The organism is Guptibacillus sedimenti, assembly GCF_028610665.1.
GTDB lineage: Bacteria > Bacillota > Bacilli > Bacillales > Guptibacillaceae > Guptibacillus > Guptibacillus sedimenti.
Genome location: NZ_JAQQWV010000002.1, coordinates 166,337 through 184,104, shown reverse-complemented (window position 1 = coordinate 184,104; position 17,768 = coordinate 166,337). Strand labels below are relative to the sequence as shown.

Here is a 17,768-nt window from a genome sequence, read left to right as displayed (position 1 = left end):
TCACTCTCTTCCTCATCCTGATCGTTTGTTAAAGAGCTTTTCCGTGCCGATTATGCTGTTCATATTCCCCAAATTCCATCGCCTCCAATATGGCTTCTTCTGAAAAGCCTGTCAGTATGGAAATTTGTCGTATGTCACATGCCTTTTCCTGATGCTGCTTAATGAATTGAATGGCTACCATTGCTTGATACAAGACTTTTGTGTATTTGCTTAATAGCTGTTGACTCATCGAGCGTCGGCCACTTCCTCTCCTGGATGAGAGTAGAGAGGAGCATCTCTCCCTTATACTTAAACCTACCACTCTTATTGTCACGTTCCAACAAGAAAAACTGAATTTTTACAATTTATTATTAAAAACTTTTGTGGAAGCGATTAAAACTGGATTTGACTGGATTTCTTTCCTTTTTATAGGTTCGTTCAAGAAGAAAAACAGTACACCTACAAAGAATCCTCCTCCTACGATATTACCAAGGGTAACGGGAATAAGGTTATGCATAAATCCGGCTACGTTGATCAGTTCAGAATGGGGAGAAGTATATGAAATAAGAAAAACGGCGAGATTCGCTATGCTGTGTTCGTACCCAGATGTAAAAAAGGTGAAAACAAGAAGCATCATAATAATGATCTTGGCAGTATCTCCCTTCACACGTAGCGGTAACCACACCGCTAAGCACACGAGCCAATTGGCAAAAATAGCTCTAAAAAACAAGTAAGAAGTTGGAAGTGTCACTTTCTTTTCTGCAACCGTTACTAGTAAATGATCCACTCCATTAGTTTTAAAAACACCGCTAAAGTAAAGCAATAGCGTAAATAGTAGAATACCAAGGAAATTCCCACCATAGCACGTCATCCAAATGAGAAATGTTTCTTTCCAGGACGTTACTTTTTTTAGAGTGCTAATGGTTAGATACATTGTATTCGATGTAAACAGTTCCCCTCCCCCATACACAATGAGGATAAAAGCGATCCCAAAAAACAGCGCCGTCATGACATAGGTAGCTGGTGAATGAACTTCATAGAAAAACTGGCCAACCGTAAAGCTTAACACTAAGGCAAACCCAATATAAGCTCCCGCTAACATCGCGCGAAGCAAGTAATGAGGCATACTCGCCTTTAACAAATCTCTCTTCGAAATGGCATACGTACAAATCTTCTCGATTGTTTCTTTCTCCATCTCCTCATCTCCATTCACATGTTCAATACTTCACATTATCTATCATTATTGTAAGACTGCCACCTTTCCTCAACAAGGCTTCCTGTTTACTTGTTTCGGTTTTGTCATAATGAAAACGACATCACTTTGAAATCCAAGTAAAGTGTGACAATTCATACTGTTTGTTGAGAAACATTTCCTTTTCCTCTATACTAAGTGTGTTGACTGACCAGTCAGTTACATTTGGTTATGACTATTAAAGGAGGAACATCGCATGCAATCTGTTGAAACTGTTTACCAATCAAACTTTAAAGAAGGCGCATATGAATTCTATGAAAATTTGCGTAAAGAAGAGCCTATTACTTCCATTGGAAGCTCAAACGGAAACAACACTTGGCTCGTTACGACTTATGACGATGTCCTTGCATTACTAAAACGTCCTTCCTTTATTAAAGATCAATCAAAACTTTTTTCAAAGAGTGCTCGTAGCGAAGAAGAGCCACTTGAAACGAAGATTTTTCATCATATGATGCTCGATGTCGATCCTCCCGACCATACGCGTTTACGCAAACTGGTACAACCTGGTTTTAACCCAAAAGCAATCAAGGAACTCGCTCCTCGGATTGAAGCGATTGCTGATCAATTAATTGATGAGATGAAACAAAAAAACAGCGCTGATTTAATCGACGATTTTGCGTTTCCATTACCTATTATTGTTATCTCTGAATTGCTTGGCGTTCCAACGGAAGACCGAGATAAATTTAGAAAGTGGTCAAACTCCATCGTTTCTGCTTCCGATAACATGGAAGGTGAATTTATGAACGATGTTCGTGAGTTTACCGAATACCTCACCACTCTTTTTGAAAAAAGAAAAGCTGACCCTCAAGATGATTTAATTTCCAATCTCATTAAACACGAAGAAGATGGGGAGAAATTAAGTTCAGACGAGCTTTATTCAATGGTCTTTCTATTGATTATTGCCGGTCATGAAACGACAGTGAACTTAATTGGAAATGGCATGCTTGCCCTCTTCGAACATCCTGATCAGCTAGAGCTACTGCAACATGATTTTTCTTTAATAGAGGGAGCAATTGAAGAGGCGCTTCGGTATTATAGTCCCGTTGATTTCTCAACCGCTCGCTGGGCTGAAGAGGATTTTGAATTTAAAGGAGTTCAGCTTAGAAAAGGTGATATGGTTCTCGCGTCAATTTCATCTGCCAACCGCGATGAGAAAAAATTTGAGAACCCTAACCAGTTCGATATTACCCGCAAACCAAATCCACACATTGCATTTGGATATGGCATACATTTCTGTCTCGGCGCTCCTCTTGCTAGATTGGAAGGGAAAATTGCTTATCAAAAGTTACTTCAAGCCTTTCCTTCCATTCAGCTGGCTGAAGATCCGAAATGGCGCAATATGTTTTTACTACGTGGACTACAGGAACTTAAAGTTAAGCTTTAATTCATTTTACCAAGTAGCAAAGCCCTTCCAATAAATGAAGAAGGGCTTTGCTTTTTTTCTATAGAGGTACATATTTTTTTAATAATAGATAGTAACCATAACACACCACATAGGCAACTAAGTAGGAAACAAAGGTCCAGTAAATAGTCCAACCGTTGGCGTAGTGTACAAGATCAATCCAAACCCCGGTTCCTTCAATGATTGTTGTGATCAGTGAGAAGAAAAGGATAACGACCAACGGATGAAAGCGAAGACGTTGGACGGTTAGGAACAAATACCCTGCTAAAATCGGATATATGCCAAAATACATTGGCATTGCTGCAATGGCTTCCGTTTCATATTCAGGATCAATCTGCCAAAACCCAAAGTGAAAACCGAGCACATCAAAAATAACCGCCACAAACGCGGCAAAAGGGGCAATTAAAAGAAAAAGCCGAACATCCTTTTTCACGAGATAAATGCCAGCAATCCACGGAATTAGAAACGCCGCAACAAAGTTAAAAGCCATTTTCGCTCACTCCTTATATAAGGAATGCACGAATCTCGCTGTAATTATACACGATGCGTTTTATTCATAAGGCTCTTTTCTAATAGATTGTTGCTTTTGAATTAATTATTGAATAAAAAACCACACTTCGCTAATTGTAGCGGAAGGATGCTCGACTCCTGCGGGACTAGCGGGACAGGTGAGACCCCACAGGAGCGAAAGCGACGAGGAGGCTCACCGCCCGCCCCGCGGAAAGCGGGTAGGAGCGGAGATTAACCACTTATCTAAAAGCAACAATATCTACGAAAAGAGCTATTCATAAAAAAACTTCTCTACCCCCTATCTCATTTCATTCAAATGCTCATACATTTACAGAGAGAGCCCTGAATGATTATACTCAATCTATAGAACTGATCCATCAAGGAGGCACAAGAATCATGATCGCAGTCAGAATTGAAACAAAAGAAGCTTTAGAGGAAGCTTTTCGTATTCGAAAAGACGTTTTTATCGATGAACAAGGAACACCTGAGGATGAAGAGTACGATGAATTTGATACGCTCGATACGGCCGAACATATTCTCGTTTTAGATGAAGAAAAAGCCGTTGGTACAGCTAGATGGCGGATTGTAGAGGGCGAAGGGAAATTTGAACGCATTTGTATTCTCGCTTCACATCGTAAACTCGGAATCGGCAATCTAATCGTACATAAGCTTGAAGAGCTCGCGATCAAGAAAGGAATAACGAACGTGAAACTGCATGGTCAAGTTCAAGCAGAAGGTTTTTATCATAAGCTTGGCTACGAAACTCGTTCAGACGTTTTTATGGAGGACGGCATCCCCCATGTTCTGATGAGGAAAAAACTACCTGAAACTTTTCAAAACGCTTCATCGTAAGTTAGGTTAGAATCAAAAGTGGGAACATACTTATTAAGATAGACCTATTACTTAAAAAAGGATGAAGTTTATATGATGCGAAGCGGAAATCCCGTTTTAAAGAACAACACATTTAACAGAACGCGTGATCAAGGAGAAGCAATGACGATTGGAGGAACTGTTGCGAAAACATTCTTCCTCTTTCTCTTCCTGCTTGGTTCCTCCATTTATACATGGTATCGCTATGCGCAAGGAGAAGATGTGTACACGATGATGGTGATTGGCGCAATCGGTGGATTGATTTTCGCCCTCATCACCACCTTCTTTCATCGTGCTGCCCCAATTACTGGCCCGATCTATGCAACGCTTGAAGGCTTTGCGATTGGTGGGATATCAGCTATTTTAGAATCACGCTACCCCGGTATCGTGATTCAGGCCGCCGCTCTTACCTTTTCCGTTATGGGCGTACTGCTCTTCTTATATGCCGCTCGAATTATTAAGGTAACAAAGAACTTCCGATTAATGATCGTTTCCGCTACGCTTGCGATTTTCGTCGTATACATCATTGATCTCGGCCTCAACCTTTTCTTAAATGCCAACGTTCCTTACTTGCACTCAAACGGACTTGTTGGAATCGGCATTAGCTTGTTCATTGTCGCGATCGCAGCGCTCAACCTCGTGCTAGATTTCGACTTTATCGAAAATGGCGCAAATCGCGGAGCCCCAAAGCACCTCGAATGGTACGGTGCGTTCGGACTCATGGTGACGCTCGTATGGTTGTATATTGAGATTCTTCATTTGCTACAGAAGTTAAGACGATAACGAACGAAAGCCACCTCCTAAGTTGAATTAGGAAGTGGCTTTTTTCTATGCTTTATCGAGAATCATTAGTAAATAACTACCCAATCAGTAGAAGGAAGACGGAGGCTTATTCTAATAAACGAAGAATGAGGGTCTCTTTTTTTATTGGATTTAAACGCTTTGCAATCAGAAGCATGTCCATTGCTGCTAAAAGCACCAATATCCATTTTGTTTTGGTCATGAGAAAATCTCCAATTCAACCCTAAATTCACAGAAAAATTCAAGCATGATGTAATTGATCATTTAATACTACTGCCATTCCGATCAGGATAATTTGCTCTACTTGATTGGGAGGTTTGATATGTTGAATGTGGTACTCCCCACTAGAAAACAAGGACTCTTTTTTTGTTGCTGATCGAGTCGACTTTTTTTGAATGGAGGCTATTACTTTTATCGTTACTTCATCTTTAACGGTTAAGTGGAAGGAACCATTTTCTCCAACCGCTTTTATGTAAGACTTTCCTTCAGGTAGCTGAGCCGAAATGGTCTGAGTTTTCATTCCTAACTTTTGCTTTAGAATCGCAAGTAATCTACCATCAGCTTCAAATACTTCTACGTCCTTATTGAAACCTCTGGTTTTTTTAAGTTGAGCAACCACTTTTCCGTTAACATCACTCACGTAAAAATGCTTACTCGCCACCGCATGCAGATTGATCCATTTCAATAGTTGATTCTTTAACTCTATTGACGTTTTCATTTCTTCAATCCTACCTATAAAACGCTCCTCCGCATAAAGGCTGTATTCTCTGCTTTGACTTTTCAGAATGGATTCTTCTTTCATACGTAAATAAGAGTAGTTAGAAAGCATCGGTAACCTCCTTTCTAACTTAACAATTTTTCAATTGAATCTTTTACATATGTTACCACTATTTAATTTTTCTCTAAAGGTCTTAATAAAAAAATCCTCGAATTTACTTCGAGGACTTGAATTAGTACGTTTTTAGCTCATGACCTGCTTTTTCACATGATAATAAAGCCAAACAGCATCACCGATGGGCTTTGCCTTCACCAGTTGAAGTGGAACAGCTTGTTGAATGGACTCCAAATTCTCACCGTCAAAGATTGTTGGGGTCGTCTTTCCTCCTATCGCTAACGGTGCAAGGACAACGCTAATTTCATCCACAACACCTGCTCTTAAGAAAGCGCCATTGATCGTTCCGCCTCCACTGATGCCAAGGCGCCTAAACCCTTGTTCATAAAGTTGTTCAAGAGCAAGTTCAATATCGATTTTTTCTCCATCACCTGCTTTAATGTATGTAATGCCCTTCGTGTCTAGCTGCTCAATGTAGGCCTGACTCACATTCTCTTTTGTGACAACGATTAGTCCCTCTGTTTGCGCCCAATCCATTCGGCCTCTCCCATCAAAAACAATATATGCTTTCGATTTCTGTGGCGTCGTAATTGGATTCTCAAGCTCTACCCAATCTGAACTCCACACAATTAAACTTTCACTTCCTGATACGAGCGCATCACAATTTAATTCATCGTATCGTTTATGAGCTTCATCATTCGCCATACCGTCCACACCGTATGACGTCCATTCCATCACATTATGTCCTGGCGCTGTCGTCATTCTTCCATCCATTGAAGCAAATACGTTGATTACCACTTCAGGTCTTTTCAGCCTCATCATCTCCTTTGGTTCGATTAATTCCATTATAAATTTTCCAGGAAATGAATGTCAGTGTTTTTTCAATCAGCCTAAAATAGAAGCAAAAAAAGAGACTGTCATAAAACAGTCCCTTTCATCAAGATAACATTCTATCATTTATTAAACTCCAAAAACTTCCTTTAAATGTTTATGAAGATCATCTAGATATTTATCAACATTTGGATTTTTAATCACATCATGCGCTCCAAAACTTTTCAATGGTTCCATCCCCACAAATTTCTGTGTATTGTGTAGATGATCGATTGCTTCCTCTAAATCTTTTCCTTTAAAGAACTTGTCTGGATTACTATAGGTATCTTCAGGAGCGTTCCAAGTTGTTGAGAACATGTATTTTGTTCCAGTCATTAATCCACCATCACCGTATTCTCCAGGTCCACCAAAGAATACTCCATGCTCATATACTTCATCCATATATTTTTTTGTAGCTCCAGGGACGCTAAACCAGTAAATTGGTGTTTGAAATACGACAACATCTGCCCACTTAAATTTTTCTTGCTCGGTTTTAACGTCATAACCATCTTGGATAACAGTGGTCTTCACTTCATATTTACTTGATAATTTCGTCACAATCTCATCGAATAGTGTTTGATTTAACTGTCCTTTTGCAAAAGGATAGTATTCATGTGCATTTATTACGAGGATGTTATTCATTCTATTGCCTCCATAAAATAGTTTTATAGTTCGAAAACCATCGAACTGTTTTCTATAATAACAACCCGATCTATAAAAAGCAATCATTTAAGCCTAAAAAAAGAGAACCATTTAATGGCTCTCTCTAGATATCCGCTTCATGTACTTGGGTTACAGAATCTAATAACCCAGGGAATTTTTCATTAATCTCATTCTTACGCAAGGAGTAAAAATGCTCTTTTCCTTGGATTCTCGCTTGAATTAATCCAGCCTCTCTTAATACTTTTATATGATGAGAGACGGTGGATTTTGGAAGCATAAGTTTAATTGTATAAGCTGTACAATTATTCTCCCCACTGTCACTTAAACAGCGAATAATTTTAACCCTATTTGGTTCACTCAAAGCTTGAAGAACTTTTGTATACGTTATACTTTCAATTGGTGGTTGGTATGGTATTTTCATACTTAAATTTTAGTACTAATCCTTTTTGAATGCAACAGATACTTCTTGCTTTAACTGCTCTGCCTGTTAATAAACGACATTCAAAGTTATTTCCTTCCTTCTTTAACCTGCTTGTCTTAATTCCGCCTGTTCCTTTCTTGCATCTAATTCAGGAGAAATCATGAAAAAGATGAGCGTGCCAATTAAACCAATACTCGTAATCACGATCGCCATCAGCATCGAAGAAAAGACTGCACCAAGTGAAACCGTTACGGATGCAACGAGCATCGACAGGTTAAACTTTAATCCTCCAAACGCCATGTAGGAACTCCTTGCATCGTCCGGTGGAATGGCTGCCATATACGATTGTTCAACAGGGACGCGGAAAACTTCTCCAATTGTTAGTACCGCCATCATTAGAAAAAGTAGCGTTAAGCTATTGGAATACGCCAGAACACCGTATCCGATTGTAAAGAAGAAACAGCTCCAAACGAGGACCGATTTATCTTTTAGTGAATGCGGAATTCTAGTAACAAACAACATAAGAATAACAACCATTATCGTATTCTCACTTCTTAAGAACCCCATCGTTTGAACGCCATCGAACTCCCACAGTAGAAATTGCTGCGTTGGCATTTCCTCACTAAGGCGAATACCTATGTAGTTTGTTAGCTGAAATTCCATGGAAAGAATAAGAACGCCTGCGATCGTAAAGAGCACAAATAACCGATCCTGAAACACTCGTTTATAAGTGGATAATAATTGCATCACGTGTTGAGCAGGTTTCAGCTCTTCAATCACTGGCTTATGACTTTCATCAATGAAGAAGGCAACTAGGAATGCTGTAATTGCCGCTGCAATACTAAGAGAAAGGAAAAGTTCAAATAAGTAATCTTTAAATAGGAACGCGCCAAGTATTCCACCAACGGCGATCGAAAGGTTATTTGCCCAATACGAGATTGAATACATGAGTTTTCGCTGTGGCGGTGTGCTAACATCAATCAGCATTGCCTGGTTCGCTGGACCCGCCAGTCCCCAACAAATACTGTTCACGGTCATCATCGCAAAGGTGATCGCTGCTGATTCAAACCAAGGTGAATTGCAGATCATCATTGTTAAAAAGGCGAGGAAACGAAGTGTTTCCGCAAACAGCATCACTTTCTTTCGACCAAATTGGTCTGCGAAATAACCGCCAAGAAAGTTAATGCCGATTCCGATAAACACATTCACTAACAAAAGAAGCCCTGCGACCTTTGCTCCAAAATGGACCGCTAAGTAAATTGACATAAACGGAAAAATCATACTTCCGATAAAGCGACTTATAAAGTTTTCAATTAGACGTATTTTAATGTTCTTGTGAAAATCTCTAAATCTCATTTTCTGTCTCTCCTATTCTATGTACGCGCCATATAATGTAGGCGATTCATTTTAATAGATGGAACCCTCCCTTTTCAGATATTTCCATATACAATACCTTATTTTCCATATTGAGACAATATAAGAATGAAAATCCTTTAAGAAAGTGGCTCAAACATAGCAAAAACTCAGCCGCCATGAGCTGAGTTAACTAAAAGAACTTCCTATTCGTCGAGAATTCCGCGAAAATCAAATTAATTCCGCGCTTTTCCCATTAATTCCGCGAATTCCAACGTTTTTTCCGCGATCGTTAACTTAATTCCGCGAAACCGTTATAAACGTGGCAATCACCCATACTTCTTCTGGTGCTCCTTCTTCTTTTCTAAATAAGCTTCATCTGTCCGGACAATCTTCCACTTCTCTTCAAAAATCCTCGCTGATTCGGCTTTTTCCTCATCAATAACCCGCTCATTCACATCACCGTCGCTATCGTATTTCTTGCCACCTTTATAATTCGCATAGCGACGAGCTCTTGTATAACCCATCTGAATAAATTTACGAGCCATGTCCATCCCTACGAAATCATCGTTTTCCTGGTACTCGCGAAACAGTTGATAAATTTTCTCTGACGATTCTTTCGCGATATCAGGTGTTTTAAAACGCCAGTGTGGGAGGATTTCACTTTTATATGGTTCTACCATGAGAACACCCTGCTCCCCGCGACCAACGCGGTACTTTTCAGGCTGCTCTCGAAAGTTAATGTTGTCAAAATCGAGGTCATAATTAAAAGCCATCGATACCACTCCTTTCTGGAGGGTATTCCCAGTATGTTCCTTACTGTAAACAATGCAAGTTCGTTTAACTCTCTTCTTTCACATTCCTAGATAGTAATTAACCTTATCACAAAACGCATAAGGCTTATCCACTTTCACATACACATGCTCAATGCTTTTTTTAAAGCCAAAAGCCTGATTCATTTCCACCGCTCGATTCAGTTCAATCACGAATGGAGCCTGTTCTCTTTCAAGTCCGTGAAGCGCAAACTCAACACTTGCTCGATCCAGCTTCACTTCTTCAGGAGATTTCTTGTTTTCTGATATTGCTTTTACAGCATTCCACTCGATAAATCCATATTGCCGAATGCCCTTTTGAAAATGAATGCCTTTTTCACTAAGGATAACAGGAGATAATCGAATCGCCTGGTAATCTGAGATAATAAATAGGAGTGCATAAAGATCAAAAAATGTCACGATCCAGGCCGCTACATGACTGTACTGTGCAACCATCATGTGAACGGCAATTATCTCGATGACCATGGCATGAACTAGCATGTAAAATACGCCAAGGTAACCTCCATCTTTATGGAACGTAAATGAATTTACATGTTCAACGTTTGCTTGCCTTTTCTTTCTCCAGCTAAATAAACAATAGTAAATAGCGGCAAGATCCGTCGCTACTAATCGTAATAAAAAACCAAATTTATTTAGTCGTTTGTTTTGAAAGGTAAACGTTTGTTGGATCGCTCGTGAAAAGCTTAGAAGAAAATGATGATGAATCGTCTTCTCCAATTGATAGTTTTTAATTAATGAGGGGATCCTTTTAAGAATGACAAGAAAAAGAACGAGTTCAAAAGCGATGACACCTATTTCAAGAACAACAACCATAGTGTTGAAATAAGTAAGGTGAGCGTCCGCATGTGAAGGAATCATCCAATTGGCAAGCAACACGCCACAGAATATAAAACCACACAACAGAATCCATGAAACTCTTTTTCGAAACCCAAAGAAATAGAGTAACAATGGTAAAATGACGCCAAGGTCTAGGGCCGTTCCAATACCCACACGATCATCAATAGGGCCAACAACTTGCGTTTGCATCACAAGATAATTCGGCACAATGATAACAAACAGAAAGAATACGATCCGTTTCCACGCGATATCCTGTAACGGTAAAGAAAGTGTCATGTGATCCCCTCCCGTCTTATTACTTTCTATTATAATGAAGGATTTCCAAAAAAACGCAGACACTTTACACTTGTTGGAAAAAATACACATTTAACACATTCCAACGTTCCTCGCTGTGCATTTAAGGGTAAAGAATAGTCGACAATAATGACTGACGTTAGGAGGATCCCATGATATTTTTCGGTTATGCTATCTATTTACTTTTAGCCATTCTAAAATTTGTGCTATTTAGCTTCTATACCAATACGGCATTTCCATTGCAGTTTCTCCTCATGAACCTTGCCGGTATGTTACTTTTATCAAGCTGGACACTTCTCATTCAATGGAAAAAACGTCGATGGATATGGCTCACGCTTTTGTTTTTACATAGTCTTCTTTTAATATCCGATCTCTGGTACTACCGTTACTTTGAAGATATGCTCTCTGTTTCTCTTCTTTCTCAGATGCTTCAGATGAGCGATGTGGGCGGTGGATTTATGGCGCTCATCCGTTTTCAAGACTTTTTCCTTTTCGCTGATGTGGTAATTTTTCTTTTGATACTCTTCTTCACGAGAAAGAAGACGTATGAAGTAACGAAGAAGAAACGGAAAATAACGGCAGGCGTTACATTTCTCATCGGGATCGTTCTGTTTGCGACACCGCTTACCTATAGCGCTGTTAAAGATGACAAGTGGCTTGTGACCCACTCTATTTCAGATATGCGTGATTATTACCAGCTTGGCTTTTGGGGCTATCACGGCGTTGACCTTTGGAGAGGAGTGATCAGAGCCATTGAGTCTGATGATGATTTAACCGCAACACAGCAAAAAATGCTCGAGAAAAATGCTTCAGAAAACACAGAACGTTCTCATAAGAAACCAAATATCCTTTTGATTCAATTGGAATCGTTCCAAGGGTCACTCATTGGACAGAAAATCAACGGCAAAGAGCTTACTCCCAATTTAAATCAGTTAAAAGAAGAAACGCTATACTTCTCTTCATTCTATCATCAAACGCATGAAGGAAGAACGTCTGATGCTGAATTTATAACAAATACGTCGCTCTATCCATTGAAATCCGGCTCCGTTTATACACGTTTTCCAGAAAATGAATTCGGGTCATTACCGCAGTTACTTAAAGAACATGGCTATGATACAGCGGCCATGCATGCGTATGACAAAGGCTTCTGGAATCGAGATAAAGTGTATGAGAACATTGGATTCAATCACTTCTTTAGCAACAAAGACTATCCGAACAAGAAAAAAATTGGCATGGCTTTGAACGATAAAAACTTTCTCACTACATCGATTGAACATATGGAAACGTTAAAAGAACCTTACTTTTCTTTCATGGTGGCTTTAACGAGCCATACGCCTTATGAGATACCTAAAGATGAGAGAGAATTTGATTTATCAGGATATGAGGATTCAATGTTAAAACGATATTATCAAACGGTCTATTATGTCGATCAGGCTGTAGGAATAATGATTGATGAGTTAAAACAGAAAGGAATGTGGGAAGACTCCCTTATCATTTTTTACGGTGACCATGATAGCGGCCTAACGAACGAAGGCAGTGAAATGAGAAAAGAAGCAAATGTTGAAAGTGCTGTAGATGCTTTTGAACTTGATCGTCAGGTACCTCTTTTTATAAAGCAACCGAATGACAGTAGTGGACAGGTGGTAAAAGAAAACGGTGGGCAAATCGACATCGCTCCAACGATTCTAGATATGTTAAATATGGATATGCCGTATATGATGGGAAACTCTCTTCTCGATGACGAATCCAATTTAACTGCATTTCGAGATGGGTCTTTCCGCTATAACGATTATTATTACGAAGCTGATTTAACAGAAGAAGCTGGAAACGGCACGTGCTATAACGTTTCTAGTGAAAAGAAAGTAGCGTTTGATAAATGTGAAGATCAAATTGAGAAGGTAGCAGAGCAACTTCGCCTTTCTGATGCGATTATTGAAAAGAATGGTCTTGAAAAAATAAACGAGTAAAAAACTGCGGTTCAGACATTTTAAGGTCTGGATCGTTTTTTTGTGGCTTATAGTACCTTTGACATAGCTTTTTTGAGAGAGAAGAAGCACAATTAAGAACTTCAGAGAAACCCGTCGAATTAACGGCGGTTACCGTTCGATAGACCTATTCTCCAACTAAGAAAGTTAGTGAAATGGTTCCTTGATTAATAGACAGAATATTCTTATAGTTGAGGAGGTATAAAACTCATTTCAAATAGGAGGGTTTTATGAAGAAATGGTTGGTGTCGCTATTGGTGTTGACGTTCCTACTTGCTCCCCCCTTTGCCCAGGATGCACAAGCCGGTATTATCGGAAAAGGTGATGCAACCGGAACCCCCGGCGAATGGTACATTGGAGATGAACCCACGTCCGTTAAATCTGGCTCCCTTCCACTCGTATTTGTACATGGTCTAAACAGCTCCTCAAAGACATGGATTGACCAAAACGACATGGACGAACTTACATACAGCAAGAACTACCAAACGGCTTACATTGATTTATATCCGACAGAAAACATGTGGGATAACGGACAGCTGCTTGCTAGCAAACTAAAAGAGATAAACGCTTACTTTGGGAAGAAAGTCATTCTTGTGACGCACAGTAAAGGCGGAGTGGATGCACAGGCTGCAATCGTTCACGCAAATGCCCAGCAGTATGTTGATAAAGTGATTACCCTTTCCACACCACATAAAGGATCTCAGCTTGCCGATCTTGCCCATAGTAGCTGGGCTGGGTGGCTAGCTGCCATTATTGGGAATCGAAATGACGCCACTTATTCACTTCAGACTGGCTACATGAGCTACTTCCGCTCAGTAACCGATTCGAAACCGACTATTTCCGCCACGCCTTATTATACATTTGGGGGAACGAGCTGGGGTAGCTTTGGCGGCGTGCTCTACTGGGGTGGATTGTACTTGAGGCCGTATGGTCCCAATGACGGAGCGGTTACTGTAAACAGTTCCAGACTCCCTTATGGAAATGAGATTCGCGTTGGCAATTGGGATCATTCTTCTATTCGAACAGGAAGCGCTACGCTCAACTTATTCGAACCTTATTTAACCCAGTCAGCCCCTGCCTTCGCCCCGCTCAATGCATTACAAGAAACTGAAACTGCCCAACCAGAAGTAGCCAGCGTTCTCATTAGAGGCGGCGAATTTAACGGGACCAAAATAGAAAGGATACAAATCGAACCAAACACAAAAAGTATCAACATTGATTGGATGAGCCAAAACAAAGATTCTGTGATTACCCTTCAAGGACCTGATCAAAAAACATATACGGCAACAAACACTTCCCAAGATAACGGCATGTTTGAAGGAGCGTTTCATCACCAAATGAAAGTGAACACCCCGACCCCAGGTACATGGAAACTAAAGGTGAAACAGTCTAAGAAAGAAAGTTATCTCATGCAGGTTGCTTATGAAAGTGAACTAAACGAGGACTTACAGATGGAGATGAGTAACTCGAAAGAAGTGAAGCTTCAAGTAAATAGCGCAAAGATTGATCAGAAATCCATTGAAGGCTCGATTCTAATTGAATATAGTCAAAACGGAAAAACCAAGCAAAAGAAAGTCTCACAAGAAGAATTCAACTCACTAAAATCCTTTCCAATTAAACATGCTGGAGAAGGAGTTTACCACATTATGCTTGATGTAAACGGTAAAACGACGAACGGCGCATCGTTTGAGCGAACAATTCTTCACACCGTTTATATGGATGCCAATGGAAAGGTTTATCAGCCTTAACTAAAGAAAGAACGCCGGACGAATCCGGCGTTCTTTTATACGTATCCTCTACTTTTATACCAATCAAGCGCTTTAGCTTCGATCTCCTCGACTAGTGGATTCTTTCCTTCAATGTAAGCTTCCATCTCATATGGGAACCGCTCCGCTAAATCGGCTTTCTTCTCACCATAGCGCATCCGGTCTTCCTCATGTTCACTTAAATAGTCTCGAAATGCTAAGTGCCGATCAATATCCGGGTGTCCTTTTTCATAAAGATGAACATGGTGCGAACGCTGATCGCCACCTTTTCGAAAAAAACGGCGTCCGGGTAGCCCATTTTCCCCAAGTGCTTCATAACCAAGGGATTCCATTGCTCCATTGTGGTGATCGACAGACGCGAGATCGTTTACAACAGGCATGAGATCTATCACTGGCTTTGCCTTTAAGCCCTTCACAGCGGTACTTCCGATATGATGAATTTCGATCATATTCTGACCAAATACTTGCTCAATCTTCCTCGCCTCTAACAAAAAAAGTTCACGCCAAATTTCTTTAAAGTTCTGAACTTCCACTTTTCTCATTCTTCTTCACCCCTTCTTACCTACTCCGGAGTCTAAATCGTGCGGTCAAGAGACCACTTACGCCAAATGTGCCGCTTTCAGAATCCCTTTGTTTCATTTCGGTCACTTCAACTGGCTCGAAATCCTGTTGAAAAATGGCAATCAGTTTCTCTTCTGTAAATCCCAGACCTTCCTGAAGACTCCGCTTTTGATATACTTCTAGATCCGAAAGAGAAGAACCTCCCAGTTCGCCATTCTCGATAAAACACGTTAACGCGAACTCTCCTTCTTCTTTTAAGGATCGCTTTACAAGCGCAATATAGCTCATTCGGCGATGGGGCGCAATGTGATGGAAGCAGCCCGAGTCATAAACAAAATCGTAGGTATGAGGAGTGAGCGAAAGGTAATATAGATTTTTTTCAATAAAATTTATGTTCACTTGCCTTTTATGCGCTTCATCCCTCGCCCAATTGAGTGCTTCTTTGGATGCATCCACTGCATCGACTTTACACCCTTTTTCAGCAAGATAAATCGCATTTCTTCCATGCCCACAGCCCAGTTCAAGAACTTTTCTAGGTTTGAACGACTCGCTTTGGAAATACCTAACGAGATTTTCATCTGGTAGATGGACGAAAAAAGGCACCTCACGCTTACGATCGGAATAAAACGCATCCCAGTTGATCGGCTTCTCTTCTTCGAGCAATTGATCTAGTAGTTGCAACAAATCCTCTTCATTTCGTATCACTTTCTCCATCGTTTCCACCTTTCTCCTTATTAAGAGCGTGCCCAAAGGAGGTTTATTGGCTAAATCTAAGATTTATTGTCCAAAATGCGGTTTTATTGGCCAAATTCGAGATATATTGGCCAAAATCAGTTTTTATTAGCTAACTAGAATTATTCCATTTAATTATACCATTATATGGAATAATCCCCATTCAATCTTAATGAAAATTTACAATCAAGACGTTTGTAACGAAGCGATGATGAGCGTATAATTTGGTAATTGATTGAGAGATAACAACTAAACAACTACTAATGAAAAATGATAAGAGATTACGAGAGGAGTCCTATCGTGACCACCAAACCTTACAACAAAGTATTAATTGCTACACTTCTACTAGCTGGAGCGTTTATTACAATTTTAAACCAAACTCTGATGATTACGGCGATTCCACCGATCATGGAGGAAATGAACATTACCGCAAATACAGCACAATGGCTGACAACAGTCTTTATGCTTGTAAACGGAATTATGATCCCGATCAGCGCTTTTCTCCTTGAGCGATTTACAACAAGACAACTTTTTATTTCTGCGATGAGTATTTTCTCAGTCGGAACGATCATTGGCGGATTCGCGCCGAACTTTGGCGTCTTGTTAATTGGACGTGTCATTCAATCCGCCGGCGCTGGCGTAATGATGCCGCTTATGCAGACCGTCTTTCTCATGATCTTTCCTGTTAATAAACGCGGCGCTGCAATGGGTTATATTGGACTTGTCATTTCCTTTGCGCCCGCTATTGGTCCTGCTTTATCTGGTTGGATTACAGCAAGCTATTCGTGGCGCCTCCTATTCTGGGCGATGTTACCACTCGCTATTATGATTATTGCAGTTGCCCATTTCGTTATGAAAAATGTCACAGAGCTCACGTTTCCAAAAGTCGATCCGATCTCGATTATTCTTTCAACGATCGGATTCGGAGGATTGCTATATGCGTTCACAAGTGCAGGAAACATTGGCTGGAGCAGCATGAGAACGATCGTTGTTCTGATCGTTGGCGTCGTAGCGCTAACTGTTTTCATTTTAAGACAGCTACGCCTTTCACAGCCGATGCTTGAGTTTAGAGTGTTTAAAGATAAGACTTTCACCATTACTACCATTATTGGGATGATGATGTTTCTTGGATTAATCGGGTCCGAAACGCTGATCCCACTATATATGCAAAACATGAGAGACTTCACCGCATTTGAGTCCGGACTTGTTCTACTTCCAGGGGCTGTTATTACAGCATTTATGTCCCCGATTACAGGACGGATCTTTGATAAAATCGGTGCGCGCCTCCTAGCAATTGTAGGCTTAACAATTGTAAGCGGCGCAACGCTCGGGTTCTCGTTTTTAAACACATCGACAACCATTACGTTCTTAACGGTGATGTATGCGATTCGTATGTTTGGTTTGTCAATGGTGATGATGCCGGTCACAACGGCTGGTTTGAATCAAATGCCTAAGCACCTTATTCCGCATGGAGCGGCGATGAACAATACGATGCGTCAGATTGCGGCATCAATTGGTACCGCCATCCTTGTGACCGTTATGACAACAACAGCTCAAACGGCTCAACAACAGCCGTCTATTGCTCGACCAGATATTCATGGCGTAAATATGGCCTTCCTCGTGATTCTAGTTCTGTCAATTGTCGCTCTTGGACTTTCGTTCTTTGTGAAGAAGAATGCGCCTGAACAAGAATACGCTCAAACGAATGAAGCACCGATTCAAAACAATCGACATCAACCTAAGTCAGTTAATGCGTAAAACAAACGTATTAATTTAACCGCTCAGTCGCTTGACTGAGCGGTTTTTT

Annotated in this window: 18 protein-coding genes; 6 read left to right on the top strand and 12 right to left on the bottom strand. The window is 40.4% G+C overall.

Going from position 1 to position 17,768, the window contains the following annotated elements:
• Positions 1 to 28 precede the first annotated feature (28 nt).
• Together PQ578_RS09160 and PQ578_RS09155 are read right to left on the bottom strand one after the other, a co-directional pair.
• A complete protein-coding gene (locus PQ578_RS09160; RefSeq protein ID WP_166000429.1) occupies positions 29 to 229 on the bottom strand; it encodes a hypothetical protein in 201 nt (66 codons plus the stop codon).
• A 108-nt stretch (positions 230 to 337) separates the two neighbouring features.
• Positions 338 to 1,174: a formate/nitrite transporter family protein gene (locus tag PQ578_RS09155; RefSeq protein WP_273833717.1), complete on the bottom strand. Its 837-nt coding sequence runs from the start codon at positions 1,172 to 1,174 to the stop codon at positions 338 to 340.
• Positions 1,175 to 1,427: 253 nt separating this feature from the next.
• On the opposite strand from PQ578_RS09155, the gene PQ578_RS09150 reads away from it, so the two are divergent.
• Positions 1,428 to 2,615, top strand: coding sequence for a cytochrome P450 family protein (locus tag PQ578_RS09150; RefSeq protein WP_273833715.1), 1,188 nt, complete (start codon positions 1,428 to 1,430; stop codon positions 2,613 to 2,615).
• 58 nt (positions 2,616 to 2,673) lie between these two features.
• Here PQ578_RS09150 and PQ578_RS09145 read toward each other — a convergent pair whose 3' ends face one another.
• Complete coding sequence (locus PQ578_RS09145; RefSeq protein ID WP_273833713.1) at positions 2,674 to 3,123, bottom strand: CBO0543 family protein; 450 nt, start codon at positions 3,121 to 3,123, stop codon at positions 2,674 to 2,676.
• Between the two features lie 416 nt (positions 3,124 to 3,539).
• Here PQ578_RS09145 and PQ578_RS09140 point away from each other — a divergent pair, with 416 nt between their 5' ends.
• Both PQ578_RS09140 and PQ578_RS09135 read left to right on the top strand, forming a co-directional pair.
• Positions 3,540 to 3,995, top strand: a complete 456-nt coding sequence (locus PQ578_RS09140) for a GNAT family N-acetyltransferase (protein WP_273833710.1) — start codon at positions 3,540 to 3,542, stop codon at positions 3,993 to 3,995.
• Positions 3,996 to 4,070: 75 nt separating this feature from the next.
• Positions 4,071 to 4,796: a Bax inhibitor-1/YccA family protein gene (locus PQ578_RS09135; protein ID WP_098445673.1), complete on the top strand. Its 726-nt coding sequence runs from the start codon at positions 4,071 to 4,073 to the stop codon at positions 4,794 to 4,796.
• Between the two features lie 259 nt (positions 4,797 to 5,055).
• On the opposite strand, the gene PQ578_RS09130 is transcribed toward PQ578_RS09135, so the two are convergent.
• The 7 genes from PQ578_RS09130 to PQ578_RS09100 all read right to left on the bottom strand — a co-directional run bounded on the left by PQ578_RS09130 (position 5,056) and on the right by PQ578_RS09100 (position 10,899).
• Entirely contained in the window at positions 5,056 to 5,643 is a 588-nt protein-coding gene (locus tag PQ578_RS09130) for an LURP-one-related/scramblase family protein (RefSeq protein ID WP_273833708.1), read from the bottom strand.
• 132 nt (positions 5,644 to 5,775) lie between these two features.
• On the bottom strand, positions 5,776 to 6,492 hold the full coding sequence (locus PQ578_RS09125) for a RibD family protein (RefSeq protein ID WP_273833706.1): 717 nt from the start codon (positions 6,490 to 6,492) through the stop codon (positions 5,776 to 5,778).
• A 114-nt stretch (positions 6,493 to 6,606) separates the two neighbouring features.
• Positions 6,607 to 7,158, bottom strand: coding sequence for an NAD(P)H-dependent oxidoreductase (locus tag PQ578_RS09120; RefSeq protein ID WP_166000410.1), 552 nt, complete (start codon positions 7,156 to 7,158; stop codon positions 6,607 to 6,609).
• A gap of 124 nt (positions 7,159 to 7,282) precedes the next feature.
• The gene (locus tag PQ578_RS09115; protein ID WP_273833703.1) at positions 7,283 to 7,600 is read right to left on the bottom strand and encodes an ArsR/SmtB family transcription factor; all 318 of its coding nucleotides are present in this window, start codon (positions 7,598 to 7,600) and stop codon (positions 7,283 to 7,285) included.
• Positions 7,601 to 7,702: 102 nt separating this feature from the next.
• Positions 7,703 to 8,956, bottom strand: coding sequence for an MDR family MFS transporter (locus PQ578_RS09110; protein ID WP_273833701.1), 1,254 nt, complete (start codon positions 8,954 to 8,956; stop codon positions 7,703 to 7,705).
• 326 nt (positions 8,957 to 9,282) lie between these two features.
• The gene (locus PQ578_RS09105; protein WP_273833699.1) at positions 9,283 to 9,729 is read right to left on the bottom strand and encodes a DUF4385 domain-containing protein; all 447 of its coding nucleotides are present in this window, start codon (positions 9,727 to 9,729) and stop codon (positions 9,283 to 9,285) included.
• A 78-nt stretch (positions 9,730 to 9,807) separates the two neighbouring features.
• Positions 9,808 to 10,899: a hypothetical protein gene (locus PQ578_RS09100; RefSeq protein WP_273833697.1), complete on the bottom strand. Its 1,092-nt coding sequence runs from the start codon at positions 10,897 to 10,899 to the stop codon at positions 9,808 to 9,810.
• 170 nt (positions 10,900 to 11,069) lie between these two features.
• Between PQ578_RS09100 and PQ578_RS09095 the strand changes: the two genes are divergently transcribed.
• Both PQ578_RS09095 and PQ578_RS09090 read left to right on the top strand, forming a co-directional pair.
• Positions 11,070 to 12,884, top strand: a complete 1,815-nt coding sequence (locus PQ578_RS09095) for an LTA synthase family protein (protein ID WP_273833696.1) — start codon at positions 11,070 to 11,072, stop codon at positions 12,882 to 12,884.
• 248 nt (positions 12,885 to 13,132) lie between these two features.
• Positions 13,133 to 14,650: an esterase/lipase family protein gene (locus PQ578_RS09090; RefSeq protein WP_273833694.1), complete on the top strand. Its 1,518-nt coding sequence runs from the start codon at positions 13,133 to 13,135 to the stop codon at positions 14,648 to 14,650.
• Positions 14,651 to 14,685: 35 nt separating this feature from the next.
• Here PQ578_RS09090 and PQ578_RS09085 read toward each other — a convergent pair whose 3' ends face one another.
• Together PQ578_RS09085 and PQ578_RS09080 are read right to left on the bottom strand one after the other, a co-directional pair.
• Positions 14,686 to 15,210, bottom strand: coding sequence for a GrpB family protein (locus PQ578_RS09085; protein WP_273833692.1), 525 nt, complete (start codon positions 15,208 to 15,210; stop codon positions 14,686 to 14,688).
• Between the two features lie 16 nt (positions 15,211 to 15,226).
• A complete protein-coding gene (locus PQ578_RS09080) occupies positions 15,227 to 15,943 on the bottom strand; it encodes a class I SAM-dependent methyltransferase (protein WP_273833690.1) in 717 nt (238 codons plus the stop codon).
• Between the two features lie 318 nt (positions 15,944 to 16,261).
• Here PQ578_RS09080 and PQ578_RS09075 point away from each other — a divergent pair, with 318 nt between their 5' ends.
• Entirely contained in the window at positions 16,262 to 17,719 is a 1,458-nt protein-coding gene (locus PQ578_RS09075; RefSeq protein ID WP_273833688.1) for an MDR family MFS transporter, read from the top strand.
• Positions 17,720 to 17,768: the final 49 nt, after the last annotated feature.

Excerpts from the sequence above, each read along its gene's own strand:
- PQ578_RS09160 (WP_166000429.1), bottom strand. The coding sequence starts at position 229 with ATGAGTCAACAGCTATTAAGCAAATACACAAAAGTCTTGTATCAAGCA.
- PQ578_RS09155 (WP_273833717.1), bottom strand. The coding sequence starts at position 1,174 with ATGGAGAAAGAAACAATCGAGAAGATTTGTACGTATGCCATTTCGAAG.
- PQ578_RS09150 (WP_273833715.1), top strand. The coding sequence starts at position 1,428 with ATGCAATCTGTTGAAACTGTTTACCAATCAAACTTTAAAGAAGGCGCA.
- PQ578_RS09145 (WP_273833713.1), bottom strand. The coding sequence starts at position 3,123 with ATGGCTTTTAACTTTGTTGCGGCGTTTCTAATTCCGTGGATTGCTGGC.
- PQ578_RS09140 (WP_273833710.1), top strand. The coding sequence starts at position 3,540 with ATGATCGCAGTCAGAATTGAAACAAAAGAAGCTTTAGAGGAAGCTTTT.
- PQ578_RS09135 (WP_098445673.1), top strand. The coding sequence starts at position 4,071 with ATGCGAAGCGGAAATCCCGTTTTAAAGAACAACACATTTAACAGAACG.
- PQ578_RS09130 (WP_273833708.1), bottom strand. The coding sequence starts at position 5,643 with ATGCTTTCTAACTACTCTTATTTACGTATGAAAGAAGAATCCATTCTG.
- PQ578_RS09125 (WP_273833706.1), bottom strand. The coding sequence starts at position 6,492 with ATGGAATTAATCGAACCAAAGGAGATGATGAGGCTGAAAAGACCTGAA.
- PQ578_RS09120 (WP_166000410.1), bottom strand. The coding sequence starts at position 7,158 with ATGAATAACATCCTCGTAATAAATGCACATGAATACTATCCTTTTGCA.
- PQ578_RS09115 (WP_273833703.1), bottom strand. The coding sequence starts at position 7,600 with ATGAAAATACCATACCAACCACCAATTGAAAGTATAACGTATACAAAA.
- PQ578_RS09110 (WP_273833701.1), bottom strand. The coding sequence starts at position 8,956 with ATGAGATTTAGAGATTTTCACAAGAACATTAAAATACGTCTAATTGAA.
- PQ578_RS09105 (WP_273833699.1), bottom strand. The coding sequence starts at position 9,729 with ATGGCTTTTAATTATGACCTCGATTTTGACAACATTAACTTTCGAGAG.
- PQ578_RS09100 (WP_273833697.1), bottom strand. The coding sequence starts at position 10,899 with ATGACACTTTCTTTACCGTTACAGGATATCGCGTGGAAACGGATCGTA.
- PQ578_RS09095 (WP_273833696.1), top strand. The coding sequence starts at position 11,070 with ATGATATTTTTCGGTTATGCTATCTATTTACTTTTAGCCATTCTAAAA.
- PQ578_RS09090 (WP_273833694.1), top strand. The coding sequence starts at position 13,133 with ATGAAGAAATGGTTGGTGTCGCTATTGGTGTTGACGTTCCTACTTGCT.
- PQ578_RS09085 (WP_273833692.1), bottom strand. The coding sequence starts at position 15,210 with ATGAGAAAAGTGGAAGTTCAGAACTTTAAAGAAATTTGGCGTGAACTT.
- PQ578_RS09080 (WP_273833690.1), bottom strand. The coding sequence starts at position 15,943 with ATGGAGAAAGTGATACGAAATGAAGAGGATTTGTTGCAACTACTAGAT.